We start from the raw sequence: 17,702 nt of genomic DNA, 5'->3' as shown, positions 1-17,702 counted from the left end.
CCGCTCGCCCTTTGAGGCAAGACATGGGATAGATGACATGAAAAAGAGACACTTTGTGAGTGCGCTCCTTAACAGTCGTGGCAGGCGGAAAAATAAGATGAGAGTGCGAAGATAAAGGTATAGTCACGCATGCAGGTGCAGCAATTAATCCGGCGTAAATTTATCGAGCAGCGAAAAAGCGTGTAAATAATTAGACAGCGCCAGTAGCGCATGAAATGAGTTAAAGCCGAACTTCTCAATTAATCTTCTTTTATAGCTGCTGTAGGCCTTGGGCGAAATGCCGAGCAGCTCCGGGTAATCTTTTGCCAGTACGGTAAATTTCATAATAAAAATATACTGAAATTCTCTCTCTGTTAACGTGATGTCCTCTCCCACGGGGATGCCATCAGTCACTCTGGCGATAATACTGGCGATATGTGCAGTGCGCCTTTTGTTTATCAAACAAATAATATTACCTTCAACCCGGAAACAAACAAAATTCTTTTTCATTTCAAAGCTGTTTATCAAAAAATGAAACTGCGCGTAGCTGCTGGATGCGTACTTTGTTAAGCACAAATCGACCAGATTCGCCTTTCTGACCGCTTTTATGTCGTTTATTTTCAGACGCATGGCTTTCTTAAAAAAATGATTATGGCTGAAAATAGTTAACATTCCTTTCCCTCATGAAAGTGCAATCATCCTTTATAGAAATGCGTATAATAGGCGCCATGGGGATATACCCATGAGTGAAGTGGGTGAATTATAAGTTTGTTTAATATTTATTGTCCAGACGAGTGAATTTCAGAAAAATCCCTGCGAAATGTAAACCATGGGATTTTCACTGGCCCGGAGACAGCGCTCATCCCCACGCTTACTTTAGGATTTTTCTTACGATGCATCGGTTAAAGAGAGATTAGCAGCATATCACTCTACGACAGAGATGATAATTAACTAATAACATTGAAAAAATTAATTTATCAAAAGATAAAACTACCAATGAGGGAATTGCGCATGAACCGAAGCGCATGCGCGCGCTGACTTCCGGGCATTTGTTTGCCCTTCGTTTAAGTCTGCGCCAGGCAGCGACCCGGCGCGACTCAGTTTATGAACGGTTTCTGGCCAGCAAAATAATAATGAAGAGACCGCCGATGCCGGCCGTAATGATCCCGATAGGCAGCTCCTGCGGAGCCAGCAGCGTCCTGCTGACGATATCGCCGCCGCACAGTAGCACCGCGCCCCACAGGCCGCATAAAGGAAGCAGCAGCAGATGTTTTACGCCAGAAAAATAGCGGCACATATGCGGCACCATCAGGCCGATAAAGCCAATCACCCCGGTCAGGGCCACCAGCAGCGACGTTGCTAACGCGCAGCAGAAAAACACCTCCATGCGCAGGCGGGTAACGTTGATGCCCAGCGACTGCGCGGTCTGCTCACCGGCCAGTAAGCCATCCAGGGAGCGCCAGCGCAGGAGTATGAATGCGCCGAGAAGCAGCAGACTGAACAGGGCGTAGGGCAAATTATCCCAGCGCGCCAGACCGAGCCCCCCCAGCGACCAGAACAGCACCGAGCTGGCGGCCCGCTGGTCGCCCGAGAAAATCAGATAGCTGGTCAGCGCGCCGAATAAAAAGGAGATCGCCAACCCGCAGATCACCAGGTGCTCTGCGCCACGCTGCTTTTTAAAATGAAACAGCAGCATCACCGCCACCGCCGAGCAGATGCCGCCAACGAATGCCGACACCGGCAGCGTCAGCGCGCCAAGCCGCTCACCGAATCGGGTGATCACCAGTACCGCTCCCGCCGATGCGCCGGAGGAAAGCCCGAATAAAAAAGGATCGGCCAGATCGTTGCGCGTGGTGGTCTGTAGTAGACCGCCCACGATGGCCAGCACCGCCAGCAGCGTTCTTGGCACGCGCAAATCAATGACAATACGTCCGATCATCTCCGAAACCGGCACATCCAGCAGCCGCAAGGCGCCGAGAACCTGGGTAAGCGACAGCGGCACGCTGCCTTTAGCCACGCTGAGCAGCATCAAGCCGGCTAATAACGGCAGCGCCCCCCACGCGGCCCAGTAGTAGCGATAGTGAGTCCCGCTCATTGGTGGGCCGCAGGATACATCGCATGAGCCAGCTTTTCGGCCGCGTTGATATTCGCCGGGCCGGGCGTCAACTCAGCATATTGCAGCTTCAGATAACGCTGCTGCTTCACCGCCGGCGTCTGTTTCATTAACGGATGATTTTCGAGGAAACGGCGCAGCGAATCAGCGCCGCTGCCGGTCTGATAATCGAGAAGAATAATAAAATCGGGTTCCGCCGTCGCCACGCTCTCCCAGGAGGTGGTCCCCCAGCTCATCTCCAGGTCGTCCATCACGTTTTTCCCTCCCGCCGCTTCGATAATCGCGGTCGGCATGGCGTACCGTCCGCTGGTAAAGGGCTTATCTTCGCCGGAATCATAGACAAACACCTTTAATGGCTGCACGCCCTGCGGCGGCTTAGGCAGCGCATTCAGCGTTTTTTTCCAGCCGTCGACCAGCGTACGGGCCTCTTGCTGCTTGCCAAAAATCTTACCCAGCGTCAGCTCATCGTTATACAGCAGGTCCATACTCGCTTTTTGTTTCTGAGAGGCGGTAAAGACGCAGCTCTCGCTCAGCACAAAGGTTTTGATGCCGTATGTTTCGAGCACGGAAGGCGTGACCTCCCCGCCGACCTTCATGCCGTAATTCCAGCCGGCGAAAAAGAAATCAGGATTTGCCGCCAGCAGCGTCTCCAGAGAGGGATATTTCGGCGCCAGCTCGGGAATTGATCTCATCTGATGTTTAAATTCCGGGGTCATTTTGTACCATCCGGTAATGCCGGTTAAGCCAACGATGCGGTCCTGCAACCCGAGAGCAAAAGCCATTTCAGACATATTAAGGTCGTGGATGACCGCCCTTTTCGGCGCCTGAGTGAAGGTCACCGGCGTTCCGCAGCTGTCAATCGTGACGGGAAAATCCGCCGCGTTCGCCGCTGAAATAAAAAGAAACGCCATCGTCCCTGCAAACCATTTATTCATGCTGCGTTATCCTCCGGTAATTTATCAGGCATAGCCTGGCACCTCAAAAATCCGCAGCGCCTTCCCGGTCATGGGATGCGGTACGGTAAAGCTGGTCAAGCCGAAGACCGGGTAAAGCCGTTGTGAAACAAGCACGCGCTCCGGCACATCCCAGGCCACGGCGCGCCCTTGCGATAAAAGCAAAACCCGATCGGCAAAGGCGTCAATCAGGGAAAGATCGTGCAATACCGCAACGACCGTGATTCCCTGGCTTTTCACTAATGACAGCAGCTCCACTCTGCCGTGGGGATCAAGGTGGTTGGTGGGCTCATCCAGCAGCAGCAGTTTTGGCGCCTGGGCCAGTACCCGCGCCAGCGCCGCCCGTTGTCTCTCACCACCGGATAACGCGGAGAGCGGTCGCTTGCGCAGCCTCTGCAATCCCGTATCGTTAATCGCGCGGGTTACGATGATGTCGTGTTCGCGACGCGACATGTCCCGGGCGTGGGGAATCCGCCCGAGGGCGACATAATCCTCAAGCGCCAGACGCAGGTCGGGGGTATCATTCTGCGCAAGCACCGCGATCTGCCGGGCTCGCTGCTGCCGGGTTAATGCGGCAATGGAGCGGCCATATAACCGAACGTCGCCCTCCCGCGACGGCAGTTGGCAATCTATCGCGCGTAATAAAGTGGTTTTCCCGCTGCCGTTGGGTCCAATGACGGCCAGACACTCTCCTTTACCGGCGCTGAAATGAATGCCGGAGAGCATTTCCCCGCCGCCGGGCCGCGGTAATGATGCGATATTGACGCTAAGCACGGGATCATCGGCTTTTCCACTCTTTGTCAAACTCTCCTCCATTAGCCGCCTCTCCCTCTCTCTTCAGCGTGGATGAGCGAAACACGCGCTCTTTTGAATTTTGATCGGCAGGTAGTGATGATAATCATTATCATTTAAAAAGAAAGGTAAATAGTCACATATTTTATAATGCCATAAATGTTATGATATAACATATCAAAAAATGGGTGAGAAATGCAACCCGCGCTGCCCTCATGCCAAAGAGAAGCGACAAAACCACGGGGAGTTGTTCTAATAGCCGGACAGTGCTCTCTTGCAGCAAACTCAGTGAATGTGAACAGGAAACGTCAGGATGAAAACGGTAGAGTTTTTGCTTTACACCCTTAAACCGGGGACCGGGAACGAGTTTCACCGGATAATGAAGGAACAAAGCGCCCCCTGTCATCGCGCCGCCGGAATGGATATCGTCTCCTTCGGCAATTCAGTTGATGACAACGACGCTTATTACCTGATCCGGGCCTATGAGGACCTGACGCATTTAAACGCATCCCAGGCGCACTTCTACAGAAGCCCCGCCTGGCGCGAAGGCCCGCGACAGGCCATTATCGACAGGATCAGCGTCAGCGTAAAAACGGTTATGCTGCTGAGCGACAGCGCGATTGATGGCCTGCGAAACGGTTGACCCTCCAGGGCCGCTGGCGTGGCCCAACAAAAAACGCGCTCTCTTTTGCTGTCGCAGAGATTCTGGGGCCCGGGCAAAACGCGGCTGCCGTGCCTGCCTCCGACGCCACCGTTAGTTCTGATTCAACGACTCAAGAAAGCCCTGGGGCGTCGTGTCGCCCAGCTTTTTTTGCGCCCGTCCCCGGTTCCACAGCGCGCACAGCCGCTGCAGCGTCGCGTCCGGTTCATCCAGCGCCGGAATAACGTCGGCTAATCGTTCGCTGAGCTGTACCGCTCCGCGCTCCGCCATCGCCACCGTCCGGCAAGAGAGATCCGCGCGCGCGGGCTGGAAACCTTTATGAGCATAAATCTCAAGACATTGTATACGCGCCGGACAGGCGTTCAGCGCCTCGGTCAGCCAGCTATCGACCAGCGAGGGAGAGATCCCGCTATAGATGCGGCCAAAGCACCAGCCGCTGATCGGCTCCTGCGCCCAGAGCAGATGATGTTCACCGCCGTCGTCCATCGACAGCGCCAGCTGGCGATAGTGCAGCGTCAGGGTATCCGCGCGTATTCCCGCCTTTAACGCTTTTTTCCCCTGCAGCGCGGCATTTTTCCGTCCTTCATGGGCCGGACGCAGATAGCGGTTTAGCGTGGCGCGGGAAATAGCGATGCCCAGCCCCTCATTCACCATAAACAGCAGTTCGTCCAGCGGGGCGCGCAGCGCATCGCGGAGGGCGTTAATGAGAATCTCCTGCTCTTGTCTCAGTACTTTGTGTATCAAATGCGGCGTGGTGTGGTTATCGGAAATCTGGCTGCGGTTACGCCAGCGGCGAACCGTAGTAATGGAAATCCCCAGTTCCTGCGCCAGTTCCCGGTCGCTTTTCGTCGATTCCTGAAGATATTTACGCGTTCTGGGGGTGGTGGTGGCATTAGCGTGCAGCTTAATTTCCATACGATCCTCTACAGGAAATATAACTAATCATATGAGATATATATTATTGCAGAGAATACAATGTGAACCGCTTCACCTTTCAGCCCACCGCTTTCTCTCATAATCCGCCATAGATAACACACACAGCCCTGTCGATCTTGTACGGAGTTCACAATGAACAATGTTCTGGGATTTCTTGAAGCCAAACTGATGCCTCTGGCGGCGAAAACCGCCCAGCAGCGTCACCTCGGCGCTATTCGCGGCGCCTACGTTTCATTCATGCCTTTTATTATTGTCGGTTCAATTCTGCTGGTGATCTCGTCGTTCCCCAATCAGAGCTACCAGCAGTTTATGGCCAGCACCTTCGGCGCGAGCTGGAGCGCAATTATCGAAATCCCGTTCAACGCGGTATTTTCCACAATGTCGCTGTTTATCAGCTTCCTGGTGGCCTACCGTCTGGCGGAGCACTACGGCGATGACCGCATCTCCTGCGGCATCCTCTCGCTGGTGGGGTTTCTGATCCTCACGCCGTTCATTAAGGTCGCAGAAAACGGCGGCATCACGGTGATCCCCGTGGAGTGGATCGGCACCAAAGGTTTATTCGTCGCCATGATCGGTTCGCTGCTGTGGACCGAACTCTTCTGCTGGCTAAAACGCAAAAAGCTGGTGATTAAGATGCCGGACGGCGTTCCGCCCGCCGTGCAGGAGTCTTTCGCCGCGCTGATCCCGGCGCTGCTGGTGATGATTCTGATCCTGGCGATTCGCATCGGGTTTGCGCACACGCACTACGCCACCATCCATCAGTTTATTTATGAGGTCGTCGCCTCGCCGGTACGCCATTACGGTACCTCCTACTTCGGCGCGCTGATGACCGTTTTCAGCATTACCATTCTGTGGTCGGTCGGCATTAACTCCGGTTCGATGATCAACGGCATCATTCGTCCGCTGTGGATGGAAAATCAGACCGACAACATCGCCGCTATCCAGGCCGGCGTCACCCCGCCGCACATTATCACCGAGCAGTTCTTCGATATGATCTGGATGGGCGGCGCGGGCGCAACGCTATCGCTGGTGATAGCGATGCTGATTTTCGCCCGCAGCAAAAATATGCGCGAAGTTGCCCGCCTCGGCGCCGGCGCCTCCATTTTTAATATCAATGAGCCTATCCTCTTCGGCCTGCCGGTGATCATGAACCCGATTATGCTGATTCCATTTAACCTCGTGCCGCTGGTGCTGGTCACGGTGCAGTACGCGGCGATGAAGATCGGCGCGGTGGCCGTCACCACCGGCGTCTTTATCCCCTGGACGCTGCCGCCGGTGATCAGCGGTTTTATCGTCACCGGGCATCTTAGCGGCAGCGTGATGCAGATCCTCAATTTGCTGATTGGCGCCATGCTGTACCTGCCCTTCATGCGCATCGTCGATAAGCAGTATCGCGCGGCGGAAGTCACCGCCAGTGCTGAAACGGACAACACGCTTGCAAAACAGGAGTAAACCAATGTGGGGAATGATTGCCACCTGGCGAATGGCGCTGGAAGGCGTAACCGAAGCCGCGGCGGCGCTGGCATCCGGCGCTGATACCGCCAGCGCCGTGGTCAATGCGGTGGCGGCGGTAGAAGATTTTCCGCTGTACAAATCGGTGGGCTACGGCGGCCTGCCGACGGAAAACGGCGAGGTCGAACTGGATGCCGCCTTTATGCATGGCGATACCCTGGCCTTCGGCGCGGTGGGTAATCTGGTGGATATTGCCAACCCGGTGAAAGTCGCCCACGCCCTGAGCCGTCAGCGCTACAACAGTCTGCTGGTCGGCCAGGGCGCCAGAGAGTGGGCCATAAGCCAGGGATTCGCCGCCAAAGCGATGCTGACCGAACGCGCGATGCAGCATTACCGGAAGCGCTGTCGCGAAACGCTGGATAAAGGCCTCAGTCCTTACGACGGCCACGATACCGTGGGCATTATTGGCCTTGATAAACAGGGTTCCATGAGCGTTGCCACCTCCACCAGCGGTCTGTTTATGAAAAAGCGCGGACGGCTGGGCGATTCGCCGATTATCGGCTCCGGTTTCTACTGCGATAGCGAGACCGGCGCCGCCACGGCGACCGGCGTCGGTGAAGATCTGATGAAAGGCTGCACCAGCTACGAAATCGTCCGGCGAATGGCCCAGGGAATGACGCCGCAGCAGGCGGCGGACTCGGTGGTCTGCGAGCTGGAAGACAAACTGATGTCGCGCTTTGGCCGCGCGGGCGACCTTTCGGTGGTGTGCATGAACCGGCGCGGCGAATTCGGCGCCGCCACCAACATCAAAACCTTCTCCTTTGTCGTCGCCAGCGCGACGCAGCCGCTCACCGTGTTCTGCGCCGAGCGCGTTCGGGAGAAAACCCATTACCGGCCGGTGGACGACGAATGGATGCAGGCCTATGCCGCACGCATTCGCGCCCCCATCGAGGAGTAAGCCATGCTGGATTATCGTCTGATTAATCAACTGGATAGCGACTGCACCGGCGCGCATCTGGTGACCTGGCCCGGCAGTACGCTGCTGGCCCAGGCCCCGCTCAATGCCGTTCCCCTGCTCGCGGAAATGGTGGAACAGGCCGCCCGCGGCGAGGTGGCGGATACCCGCTTCGGCTGCTCCCCCTTCGCCCGCATCACCCTCATTCCGCCACCGCTGTGGAGGGATACGCTGAACGATGGCCTGGCCGAGGCGCTGCGGCCGCTATGCAAAAAGCCGGTGAGCGAAACGCTTATCCTCGACGCTTCGCTGGAAGAGAGCAGCGGCGCGTTAACCAAAGCGCTGCGCGAACTGTTTAACCTCGACTGGCAGCTTGATGATTTGGGCCTGCATCAGGTGAAAGCCGCCAGGCCACGCCTGCGCCAGCTCGCCCTCTACGCCTTACCCGAACAGCGGTCGGCGCTGGACACCCTCGCCCATCGTCAACGGGCCACGGCGCACGGCATGCTCGCCGCGCGGCGGCTGGCGGATCTGCCTGCGGAGCAGTGTACCCCGCAGTACGTGGTGGAAGAAGCCCGGCGTCTGTGCGCGGATATCCGCACGCTGCGCTGCGAAGTTCTGGATGAAAAAGCGATCGTCGAACAAGGGCTCGGCCTGCTGCATGCGGTGGGTAAAGGCGCTGAACGCCCGCCGCGCCTGCTGGCGATTCATTATGATGGCGTCAGCGAGGGCCCGGTTCGCTGCTACGTCGGTAAAGGCGTCACCTTTGATACCGGCGGACTGTGGCTCAAGGAAGGCGCCGGGATGTACACCATGAAGTACGATATGTGCGGCGCGGCCAACGTCCTTGGCCTGATGCTGAGCATCGCCGAGCTGGCGCTACCGGTGCGGGTAATGGGCGTACTGGCGCTGGCGGAAAACGCGATTGGCCCCGCCGCCATGCAGCCGGGCAGCGTCGCCCGGGCCTGTAATGGCCTGACGGTAGAGATCAATAATACCGACGCTGAAGGCCGCCTGGTGCTTTCCGATGCCATTGCCTGGGCGAGCCAGCGACATCCGCAGGCGCACTATATTATTGATATTGCGACCCTTACCGGCGCGGTGGTTAAGGCGCTGGGTTACGATTTGAGCGGCTTGATGACGCAAAGCGACGCGCTGCGGGCGGGGTTAACCCGGGCAGGAATAAAAAGCGGGGATGAGGTCTGGTCGCTGCCGCTGGATAGCAGGCTGAAGAAGCAGACCGAAAGCGCAATCGCCGACCTGTGCAATACGCCCGGCAATAATGCGGCCATCAGCGCCTCCGCCGCCTGGCTTTTGCACCATTTTTGCCCGCCGGAGATCCCCTGGGCCCATCTCGACGTCAGCGGCACGGCGCTGTGGCGCGAAGGCGGTAAAAGCGTCGCTTCCGGCCGGCCGATTCCGCTACTGATTCAGCATCTGCTCGACGATATCGACGAGAGTTAACACCCTCCCCGGAGGCGATGCTGCGCATCTGTCCGGGCTACGGTTACCAGCAATCTGCAACTCTGTAGCCCGGCTAAGCGCAGCGCAAGCCGGGAAGAAGCCGTAGCAATGCCACGTCACGGCATATTCCCCGGGTTGCGGCGTAAACGCCTTACCCGGGCTACGGGTTACCAGCAATCTGCGGGCCGGTAGCCCGGCTAAGCGCAGCGCGAGCCGGGAAAAAACCGCAGCAATACCACGTCACGGCATATTCCCCGGGTTGCGGCGTAAACGCCTTACCCAGGCTACGGGTTCCCGACAATCTGCGGGCCGGTAGCCCGGCTAAGCGCAGCGCGAGCCGGGAAAAAACCACAGCAATACCACGTCATGGCATATTCCCCGGGTTGCAGCGTAAACGCCTTACCCGGGCTACGGGTTCCCGACAATCTGCGGCCCGGTAGCCCGGCTAAGCGCAGCGCGAGCCGGGAAGAAGCCACAGCAATACCCCGTCACGGCATATTCCCCGGGTTGCGGCGTAAACGCCTTACCCGGGCTACGGGCTACGGGCTCCCGACAATCTGCGACCCGGTAGCCCGGCTAAGCGCAGCGCAAGCCGGGAAGAAGCCACAGCAATACCCCGTCACGGCATATTCCCCGGGTTGCGGCGTAAACGCCTTACCCGGGCTACGGGTTAACAGCAATCTGCGGCCCTGTAGCCCGGCTAAGCGCAGCGCAAGCCGGGAAGAAGCCGCAACAATACCCCGTCACGGCATATTCCCCGGGTTGCGGCGTAAACGCCTTACCCGGGCTACGGGTTAACAGCAATCTGCGGTGCTGTAGCCCTGAAAGGCCCTACTCCTCGCTCACGACTGGCTTGACTCTTACCGCAAACAGCACTATCACCATGGCGCTGACCAGCAGCACGCCGCTGCCGACAAAAACGCCGCTCGCGCCGTTGAGATCGAATACCGCACCGCCGCCAGCCGCACCGGCGCTAATCGCCAGCTGAATAGACGCCACCAGCAGGCCGCCCGCGCTTTCAGCTTCATCCGGCACCGTGGTGGCAAGCCAGGTCGACCAGCCCACCGGCACCAGACCAAAAGCAAAGCCCCACATCGCCACCAGCAGACCGTCCAGCAGCGCGACGTGGCCGAACGTTACCATCATCAGCGCCAGCACGCTCATTGCCAGCGGCACCAGCGCCAGCGTCAGGCGCAGGCTTCGGGCTAACAGATGTCCGGCAATCGAGGTGCCGATAAAGTTCGCTACCCCAAAACCGAGCAGGATCAGAGAAACCCCTTCGACGCTGGCCTGCGCCACGGTTTCGAGGAACGGACGCAGATAGGTAAAGAAGGCGAAGTGGCCGCTGAAAATCAGGATTGTCGCGAGCATGCCGCCAATCATACCTGGCCGACGCAGCACCTTAAACAGGGTAGCGAAGCTGCCGACGCTCTCCGGACGCATGGAAGGCAGAACCCACAGCTGCCAGAGCAGCGCAACCACGCTCGGCAGCGCACAGATAAGAAATACGTTGCGCCAGCCGATCAGCGCGCCGAAATAGCTGCCCAGCGGCGCGGCAACCACCGTCGCGATGGAAACGGCGGAAAAGATAATCGCCAGCGCTTTCGGCACCATCGCCGCCGGAACCAGACGCATGGTGGTCGCGGTCGACATCGACCAGAAGCCGCCGATGGCGATTCCCAGCAGCAGGCGTCCAAGCAGCAAAAACTCCAGCGAACCGGCGAAGGCCACCATCATGCTGGAGATAATTTGCAAAACGGAGAAGAACATCAGCACCCAGCGGCGGTCAATATTTCGCGTCGCGGTGGTGATCAGCAGCCCGGTAACTAACGCCACCAGCGCCGTCGCGGTGACCGCCTGCCCCGCCATGCCTTCGCTAACGCCCAGGCTTGCCGCCATCGGCGTCAACAAACTGGCAGGAAGAAACTCGGCGACAATCAGGCCAAACACCCCCAGCGCCAGCGCATAGACGGCGCGCCACGCGGGCCTGGCGTTGGCCTGGCTCTCTTCAGCTGCAATGCAGGAACTCATAAACATCTCTCCAGAACAATTAACATTTCGTTAAGGTTAGGCGGTTCTGTTCGGACGATCTATGATGCATACTCCTTGATTATTGATAATTCGTCCGGGAATGATGTTATGACTCAGCACGCCCTCGATCTCACCAGCGAACTTCTGCGCGGCATGCGCCTTTCCGGCGTCAACTACCGCCGCATCGAAACCTCCCGCCCTTTTGGCGTCGAATTCGGCTTCGTACCCGGTAAAGCGCAGTTCCACTTTATCAGCCGGGGACCGGTACTGCTGCGCATGGTCAGCGGCCAGCGCCTGATGCTGCAGAGCGGCGATGCGCTGTTTATTCCGAACGGCGATGGTCACGTGCTGCTCTCCGATGACCAGGCAACGGTGGTTAACGTGTCCAGACTGCCCAGCGAACCGGTTTGCGACTCGGTAAGCTGCGTCAAAAACGCCTGCGACGACGCGAAAAGCGACAGCGCTATTATCTTCAGCGCCTGTATGGACTTTGAGCTGGGCGGTATGCAGCCGCTGGTCAAAGCGATGCCCGAAGTGATGCTGGTCAGCAGCCTGCTGACCAGCCGTCCGGAGATCCCGCCGATGCTGGCGGCCATGGAACGCGAAAGCCTCACTCGACAGGCGGGCTACGCCGGCATTCTGGCGCGGCTGGCCGATGTGGTCGCCGCGCTGATTGTCCGCGGCTGGGTGGAGTGCGGCTGCGGCAACGCCACCGGCTGGGTACAGGTGCTGCGCGATCCTAAGCTGGCTAAAGCCATTTACGTTATGCATCAGCAGCCGGGCATTAACTGGAAAGTCGAGGATCTGGCCCGCGAGGCGGGAATTTCGCGTTCGGTATTTGCTGAACGCTTCCTCTCCGCCACCGGCACCACGCCCGCCCGCTATCTCACCGAGCTGCGTATGCGCCTCGCGGTGCAGTACATTTCCCATGAGGGTCAGGCGCTGGAAAAAGTGGCCTTCAGGCTGGGGTACAGTTCTCATGCCGCCTTCAGCCGCGCCTTTAAACGCATTATCGGAAAGGCGCCGGGCGCGCTGCGCGATCTGTCGCGGGAAGAAGGATTTTAGCACTGTCCCAGTTCACGGGTGCGCCTGACCGCCGCCAGTACGCTGCGCTGAAGCCCAGCGGCAAAATCGCTGTTGTTCAGCTCATACAGACCGTGGATCCCGACGCCCGCCGGGGAATTGTTGATATCCAGAAGCTGGCGCGGATGCTTCTGGCTTTGGCGCAGCATCTCGACCGCGCCGAGCAGGTTTTCCAGCACCACCTCCGTTGCCTGGGGCCGCGGCAGCCCCGCCAGTACGCCGGCATCGGTAAGGGACTCAATAAAGTAGTAAATATAGTTAGGGCCCGCGACGCCAAAGCCGGTAAAGATATCGATCAACCGCTCAGGCAGATACAGCACTTTGCCAAAGCCGCGCAGAAACGGCTCGATCTCAGCCGCGCTGGCGTGGGGGTTTAAGGTCACGCCGCTATAGCCAAATCCGGTATCGGTCAGGGTATTGGGGATCGCCCTGGCAATCGGCGTTGCCGCACCAAACAGGGAGGCCAGCTTTTCCAGGGTCACCCCCGCGATCAGAGAAACCACCGTCGTCGAGCCGTTTAGCTGCGGGCGCACGCGGTTCGCCACCCCCGCCAGATCGTCCTGCGGACGGATCCCCAGCACCAGCAAAGCGGCTTCGTTTACGCCACCGTCGCCCGACAGCCGATAACGGGCGCGCAGAGCCTCGACTCGCGCGCTGTCGATATCCTCCAGCGAGATCGCGTCCGCCCGCAGCGCACCGTGGCTTAATGACGCGCGAATAATCGCCTCCGCCATCTGTCCGGCGCCAATAAAATGGACCCTGGTCATGAGTCTTACTCCTTATTCAAAAAGATATTCGCCGTTGCCAACGCGAAAGCGTCGGCCTTTGAGCGCCGGGTCAGCAACGCGAAACACCAGTTCAGTCAGTTGGTTCGCCGCGCCCTGACGGAAAAGAAACTCTCGACCGCCCACCGCCAGCCCCTGCTCGCCTTGCGGGGCAAAGCCAAACAGCAGCTGCCAGCGGTCGCGCACCGCCTGAGGATGCTGAACCGTGAAAACCGCGCGCTGCAGTTCAATCTCCCCCAGAGGATGCGGCGCAGCGAGACCCTGTGCCTGCAGGCGGCTCAACCGGGCGTCATCCTCTTCCCCCCATTGCAGAATAAAGGGATAGACCAGGCCGTCAAAATCGCCGTCAATGGTGAAGATCCGCCAGCGGATAACGTTGCCCTGCGGATCGTCGCGCTGGCCGTTGACGATCGGCGAAACCCGCAGGCCCTGCTCGTGCAACTCCGCATGCGTGCGCTCAATATCGTCGCTACGCAGCGCCACCCGATACAGCGCTTCATTATCCGGCAGCATCCGCGACGCATCCCGGCAGAGTAAAAACGTCTCCGCGGCGGAAAGCAGCTCTGCATCATCGGCAATCGCCAGAAATTCGATATAGGTCAGGCCGAAATAGCTCAGCGCATTCCTGGTCCCCCAGCCCGGGTGGCGCCCACCGGCCACCGCGTTGAGCTTTTGCCCGCTCAGCGCCTGAATCGCCGCTTCCGGCTGATTAACAAACTGGACCGCGTGGTCCCACGTTAAGGTTGCCATTCGCCCTCCCGCTCCTCTGCCTGATAAAAACGCAGCCGACAGGCGGCATCGCCGCGAGCAAGCGCGGTCTGCACCTCTAAATGCAGCCCCGGAAACGCGTCGGTTAGCGCACGATCGCCTTCCATGCAGATATCGCACAGCGTCTCAATTTCGCTGGCGCCTCGCCCCTGCTGCCGCCAGCAGTTGACATAGGGACAGTAGTGAAACAGGACGATAAATTCGGCCCGGCTGGCGCTAACGGGCTCCATCTCATAAACCTGAGATTCCAGACCGCGGGTAAACAGCCCGGCAAACTCCTGCAAATCTTTTCGATCGCGCATTTGCGCGCGCAGCTGATGTCCGATATCGCGGCCATAGTGGCGTATTGCTTCACGGACAGAATCATCCGCGATATGGCGTTGTCGGCTTTCGTCCAACAGGTAACCGATCGTTGCCGCGCGTTTTTCAGTAATGGCGCGCAGCGCCAGGGTCACCTCATCGTTTAAGGTGGCGGCGTTATGCGCCGGTTCCGAGCTTATTTGCGTCATGCGCTTATTCCCAGTCGGTATTCACTTTCACGTCGCTGGCGCCCGGCAGGGCATACACATCTTCGGCGTACCATTTCCGCGAGAGCTCAGCGAGCGTGCCGTCCTTTTTCAGGGCAACCAGCTGCGCGTCAATCGCTTTGATTAGCTGCGGATCGGTATTTTTTTTATACAAATAGACGTTAGGAAACAGGCCGACGGAATCCGACGCTTTCAGATTAAGATTTAGCGCCTTATTTAACGCCAGCAGCGCGCCAATGGGGTAAATCGCCGCATCGTATTCCCCGGAAGCTACCGCTTTAAAGATATCGGCGGCGGACTGCTCGCCGTTGGGCTGCAGGTTAATTTGTTGGCCTGGATGTTTTTTATTGTAGTTTTCAATCACCGTATAACGGGCGTCGGAGGTATGAATCGGCACCAGCTTTTTCTTCCCGCTGGCGAGATCGCCGAGATTATGTATATCGTTCTCATCGTTACGCACAATCAGGCGCAAATCGCTGATCCCTGTCGGCTCGCCGGAGTGGTCGTATTTTTCCGCCCGCTCTTTGGTGAGATAAAAGTGATCCGCCGCGAGGGTATAGGCGCCGGTCGATAGGCCGACGATCATCGCATCGCGCGAGACCGCATTAAAATGAAACGTATAGTCGGTTAAACGCTGGTCCAGCACCTTTAACAGGTCGCCATCGTAACCGGTAATATTGTTGTTATCGTCAACAAAGCTAAAGGGAAAGCCGTTAGCATTGACGACAACCTCAACCGTTTTCGCGTTTGGGCTTTTTTCAACCGCCTGTGCGGCGTTCATTCCCATTGCCAACGCCAGCGCACTCACCAGTAAAATTTTATTTTTCAAAATACCTTCCCCAAAATGATAACCGTGAAACACTCTTTTCTGCGTTTCCTTGCCAGCGGGCGCTCAGAAACCTTTCTGCACTGCGCAATGCTCTGGCAATCGCCAGGCACAGCACGATATAAATCACCAGCACGACGCAGTAGGCTTCGACAAAATGAAACCCGCGCGCGGCGGCGATATTGGCTTTCGCCATCAGATCAACAACGGTGATGGTGTAAACCAGCGAGGTGTCTTTAATCAGATCGATCAGCACGCTGGTAAAGTTCGGCAGCGCGGATACCGCCGCCTGTGGAAAAATAATGCGTCGGAACTGCGTGAATCCGCTTAGCCCGATTGACCATGCGGCCTCGCGCTGCCCCTTATCAACCGCATTCCATCCCGCGCGAAAGGTTTCGGCGAAATAAGCGCTGAAGATCAGCGACAGCGCGGTGACCGCCGCCGCCAGCGGCGAGAGTTTATAGCGGTACATCGTGTCCTGCGGGCCGCCGAACAGCCCGGCGGCAATCCACGGCCAGACGTAAAAAAAGAAATACAGCATCACCAGGACCGGGACCGAACGGCCAAAGGAGAGGAATACCCTCGCCAGCCATTGAACGCCGGGTACCTGACGAATAATCGCCCACGCCAGCGCTGCGCCCAGCAAAGTGGAAAACAGTAAGGATAATAACGTTATCGTCAGGGTGACCGGCAGCGCGCTTAAAATAAACGTAAAATTGTCGCGAATGAACGCCAGGCTAAACATGTTAATTTATCACTCCAGCAGGAACTGATATTTCTTTTCAATACGAGTGGTAAAATAGAGAATAATACTATTCAGCACCCAGTAGACGATAATAACGCTAATAAATGCCGCGACTTGTTTCGCCCCGTAGCTATTTTGCGAAATCTTTTGTGCCCGCCCAAAAACATCCACAATACCAATAATATTGACCAGCGAGGTCATTTTCACGAGATTAATTAAAAGATTGCCAAAGACGGGAATAGCAATAATAAGCCCTTGGGGGAAAATAATCCGCCGTATTCCCTGATGCCAGGGAATATTCAGGCTGATAATGGCCTCTTTCTGGCCACTATCCACCGCGCGCCACGCTGAACGCATCATTTCTGCAAAGTAGGGACTGATGCTGACCGAAATAGACAGCACCGCAAAGGTGGTATCGCTAATCCACAGCGGCGGCAGCGCCAGCGCGGTCAAAATTAATTTGCCGCCGAAGAAAAACAGCAGGATCAGCAGCGCCAGAGGCGCGCCGCGCAGAATGTCGGTATACCCATTTGCCGCCGCGCTGAGCGGCCTAAAGCGGCTAAACTGCAGCAGCACAATCAGCAGCGCGATCGTTAAACCAAGCAGCAGCGATGCCAGCGTTATGCCGAGAGTCACGGGTAAATTTTCCAGCAGCTTCGGCACTATTCCGGCGATATCCTGCCAGCTAAACAGCGGGTTATTGTTCATCATCAGCCTCAGGCATGATAGTGCAGTTGCGCAAGAAACGCCCGGGTTCGGCCCTGCTGCGCCGCGCCAAATATCTGTTCCGCCGGGCCCTGTTCAACGATTTCGCCGTTTTCCATAAATACCACCCGGGAAGCGACCTGACGGGCGAACGCCATTTCGTGGGTCACGATGATCATCGTCTGGCCCGCGGCGGCAATGGTCTGAATAAGCTCCAGCACTTCACCGACTTTTTCCGGATCCAGGGCTGAGGTCGGCTCATCCAGCAGCAGAACGGCGGGGTCAATGGCCAGCGCACGCGCAATACCGATACGCTGCTTTTGGCCGCCGGAGAGACTGTGCGGATAGTGGTCTTTTTTATGCAGCAACCCCACCTGCTTTAAGAGTCGTTCAGCAATAGCCTGCGCCTCCTGCCGCGGGCGTTTTTTAGCGTATATCAGTCCTTCGGTAATATTTTGCAGTGCGGTGAGGTTATGAAAAAGATTCCACGATTGAAAAACCATAGCGGTTTTTGACCGTAGTTTTTCAATCTCCTTTTTTCCCGCTTTTGCGCAATCCAGCGCCACATCATCTATTCTTATTTGCCCGCTATCGGCAGGCTCTAAGAAATTAAGCGTACGTAATAGCGTGGTTTTCCCCGAGCCGCTGGGGCCAATAATGCAAATAATCTCGCCGGAATGAATGCTGAGAGATACCTCTTTTAGCACTCTTTCACCGGAGAAGCTTTTACTGATCTTATTGAGCGTTATCATAATGAGATATTCGTGAATAATGTTTATTTGCCGCACATCGGCATTTATTGCTGTACAAAAACTATATTGCCGCCGTTCAGATGATAGCAAACAAGAAAATCATCTATCGAAAGTCAAAAAATAACTTTTTATATATTTGTTATGACAATGAGGCTTGATTGTAATCAAACCTTAT

General features: G+C 57.0%; 18 protein-coding genes. 5 read left to right on the top strand and 13 right to left on the bottom strand.

Annotated features, from left to right (window positions below; genetic code table 11):
* Positions 1–144: 144 nt before the first annotated feature.
* The 4 genes from CDA56_RS15620 to CDA56_RS15605 all read right to left on the bottom strand — a co-directional run bounded on the left by CDA56_RS15620 (position 145) and on the right by CDA56_RS15605 (position 3,861).
* Complete coding sequence (locus CDA56_RS15620; protein ID WP_048252274.1) at positions 145–651, bottom strand: helix-turn-helix domain-containing protein; 507 nt, start codon at positions 649–651, stop codon at positions 145–147.
* A gap of 430 nt (positions 652–1,081) precedes the next feature.
* Positions 1,082–2,074, bottom strand: coding sequence for a FecCD family ABC transporter permease (locus CDA56_RS15615; protein ID WP_103814369.1), 993 nt, complete (start codon positions 2,072–2,074; stop codon positions 1,082–1,084).
* Positions 2,071–3,027, bottom strand: coding sequence for an ABC transporter substrate-binding protein (locus CDA56_RS15610; RefSeq protein WP_103814367.1), 957 nt, complete (start codon positions 3,025–3,027; stop codon positions 2,071–2,073). Before CDA56_RS15610 ends, CDA56_RS15615 begins: the two co-directional genes overlap by 4 nt.
* A 24-nt stretch (positions 3,028–3,051) precedes the next feature.
* Positions 3,052–3,861 (bottom strand): ABC transporter ATP-binding protein, encoded by an 810-nt coding sequence (locus tag CDA56_RS15605; protein WP_025106265.1) that lies wholly within the window; start codon positions 3,859–3,861, stop codon positions 3,052–3,054.
* A gap of 289 nt (positions 3,862–4,150) precedes the next feature.
* Between CDA56_RS15605 and CDA56_RS15600 the strand changes: the two genes are divergently transcribed.
* The gene (locus tag CDA56_RS15600; protein WP_049102975.1) at positions 4,151–4,480 is read left to right on the top strand and encodes an NIPSNAP family protein; all 330 of its coding nucleotides are present in this window, start codon (positions 4,151–4,153) and stop codon (positions 4,478–4,480) included.
* A 111-nt stretch (positions 4,481–4,591) separates the two neighbouring features.
* On the opposite strand, the gene CDA56_RS15595 is transcribed toward CDA56_RS15600, so the two are convergent.
* Entirely contained in the window at positions 4,592–5,413 is an 822-nt protein-coding gene (locus tag CDA56_RS15595) for a homeodomain-like domain protein (protein WP_049102976.1), read from the bottom strand.
* A gap of 153 nt (positions 5,414–5,566) precedes the next feature.
* Here CDA56_RS15595 and celB point away from each other — a divergent pair, with 153 nt between their 5' ends.
* Genes celB through CDA56_RS15580 form a run of 3 tightly spaced genes read left to right on the top strand, consistent with a single transcriptional unit; the run spans position 5,567 to position 9,305 of the window.
* Positions 5,567–6,886 (top strand): PTS cellobiose transporter subunit IIC, encoded by a 1,320-nt coding sequence (gene celB / locus CDA56_RS15590; protein WP_047723780.1) that lies wholly within the window; start codon positions 5,567–5,569, stop codon positions 6,884–6,886.
* Between the two features lie 4 nt (positions 6,887–6,890).
* Positions 6,891–7,844, top strand: coding sequence for a glycosylasparaginase (locus tag CDA56_RS15585; protein WP_009652191.1), 954 nt, complete (start codon positions 6,891–6,893; stop codon positions 7,842–7,844).
* A gap of 3 nt (positions 7,845–7,847) precedes the next feature.
* Positions 7,848–9,305 (top strand): leucyl aminopeptidase family protein, encoded by a 1,458-nt coding sequence (locus tag CDA56_RS15580; protein WP_049079376.1) that lies wholly within the window; start codon positions 7,848–7,850, stop codon positions 9,303–9,305.
* 831 nt (positions 9,306–10,136) lie between these two features.
* On the opposite strand, the gene CDA56_RS15560 is transcribed toward CDA56_RS15580, so the two are convergent.
* Positions 10,137–11,336, bottom strand: a complete 1,200-nt coding sequence (locus tag CDA56_RS15560) for an MFS transporter (protein ID WP_014838552.1) — start codon at positions 11,334–11,336, stop codon at positions 10,137–10,139.
* A gap of 108 nt (positions 11,337–11,444) precedes the next feature.
* Here CDA56_RS15560 and CDA56_RS15555 point away from each other — a divergent pair, with 108 nt between their 5' ends.
* Positions 11,445–12,401, top strand: coding sequence for an AraC family transcriptional regulator (locus CDA56_RS15555; RefSeq protein WP_004851102.1), 957 nt, complete (start codon positions 11,445–11,447; stop codon positions 12,399–12,401).
* On the opposite strand, the gene CDA56_RS15550 is transcribed toward CDA56_RS15555, so the two are convergent.
* Genes CDA56_RS15550 through CDA56_RS15520 form a run of 7 tightly spaced genes read right to left on the bottom strand, consistent with a single transcriptional unit; the run spans position 12,398 to position 17,527 of the window.
* Positions 12,398–13,186, bottom strand: coding sequence for a pyrroline-5-carboxylate reductase family protein (locus CDA56_RS15550; RefSeq protein ID WP_014838554.1), 789 nt, complete (start codon positions 13,184–13,186; stop codon positions 12,398–12,400). The genes CDA56_RS15555 and CDA56_RS15550 overlap by 4 nt on opposite strands.
* 12 nt (positions 13,187–13,198) lie before the next feature.
* Positions 13,199–13,954 carry a VOC family protein gene (locus CDA56_RS15545; RefSeq protein WP_102803885.1) on the bottom strand — a complete coding sequence of 252 codons (756 nt, stop codon included), beginning with the start codon at positions 13,952–13,954 and terminating at the stop codon, positions 13,199–13,201.
* Entirely contained in the window at positions 13,942–14,481 is a 540-nt protein-coding gene (locus CDA56_RS15540) for an L-2-amino-thiazoline-4-carboxylic acid hydrolase (protein ID WP_049082672.1), read from the bottom strand. The genes CDA56_RS15545 and CDA56_RS15540 overlap by 13 nt, the downstream gene beginning before the upstream one ends.
* 4 nt (positions 14,482–14,485) lie before the next feature.
* Entirely contained in the window at positions 14,486–15,328 is an 843-nt protein-coding gene (locus CDA56_RS15535) for a transporter substrate-binding domain-containing protein (protein WP_049082671.1), read from the bottom strand.
* Complete coding sequence (locus CDA56_RS15530; protein WP_038424548.1) at positions 15,318–16,070, bottom strand: amino acid ABC transporter permease; 753 nt, start codon at positions 16,068–16,070, stop codon at positions 15,318–15,320. Before CDA56_RS15530 ends, CDA56_RS15535 begins: the two co-directional genes overlap by 11 nt.
* Positions 16,071–16,079: 9 nt before the next feature.
* A complete protein-coding gene (locus CDA56_RS15525; protein ID WP_032695039.1) occupies positions 16,080–16,778 on the bottom strand; it encodes an amino acid ABC transporter permease in 699 nt (232 codons plus the stop codon).
* Positions 16,779–16,786: 8 nt separating this feature from the next.
* Complete coding sequence (locus CDA56_RS15520) at positions 16,787–17,527, bottom strand: amino acid ABC transporter ATP-binding protein (RefSeq protein WP_102803886.1); 741 nt, start codon at positions 17,525–17,527, stop codon at positions 16,787–16,789.
* Positions 17,528–17,702: the final 175 nt, after the last annotated feature.

It is taken from the genome of Klebsiella michiganensis (assembly GCF_002925905.1).
In the GTDB taxonomy this organism is placed as follows: Bacteria; Pseudomonadota; Gammaproteobacteria; order Enterobacterales; family Enterobacteriaceae; genus Klebsiella; species Klebsiella michiganensis.
This window is presented reverse-complemented; position numbering and strand designations above follow the sequence as displayed.